The 687-nt window shown below is 39.9% G+C and carries 1 protein-coding gene; it reads right to left on the minus strand.

All coding sequences use genetic code 11. The annotated features are described in order from the left end of the window. Positions 1-395 (minus strand): oxidoreductase (locus GRP75_RS28735; protein WP_483311136.1); only part of this gene is annotated, 395 nt, incomplete at its 3' end. Positions 396-687 lie beyond the last annotated feature (292 nt).

Raw genomic sequence — 687 nt, forward strand, 5'->3', positions numbered from 1 at the left:
TTTTTAGAAGGAATATTCGAAGAAGATACAGGCTGAACTCCGTTCAGTCGTCCCGCATAAGCCGAAGCACCCGCATGGTTAATTTGTACAGAAACACAGGCTCCATAAGAGTGCAGGGCTTCTGTTAATCTAAACAGTCCGGGAATAAACTGGTCGTTATCCATACGCAACTGGGTTGTTCCGTTTGTACCCATCGGGAAATCCAGACAAACATTTTCTACTGTTATCAAGCCGGTACCACCTTTGGCCCGTTGCACGTAATAGTCAATATGATCCTGAACAAAGCTTCCGTCCATGGCAGCAAAGTTAGTTCCCATCGGGGGCATAACAATCCGATTTTTCAAGGTCATGCGTCGTATGGTTAGAGGTTCAAAGATAGCAGGATAGTGGTTCATTGTTCTTCCTCCTTGCGAGTTTACAAATTTCATGTTCAAGCTTCCATTAAAGCATTCTCATATGTGATTTTTTTCACTTTTGGGAATATCGAGATGTTATTTAGTACGATCATTCCTTATGATTTGATTTTATATCATCTAATTCATAAATTCTAATGCTATTTTATGTAGTGAATCATAGTTTCAGTCTATGGATTAACTGGATTGAGACATAAAAAAAGAACAAACCTGTGAGGAATGTCCCTTTTGTGTGAAAAAATCATGCTTATATTCCGGACCACCTACCGATCCG

It is taken from the genome of Paenibacillus sp. OT2-17 (assembly GCF_009827695.1).
GTDB lineage: Bacteria > Bacillota > Bacilli > Paenibacillales > Paenibacillaceae > Paenibacillus > Paenibacillus polymyxa_B.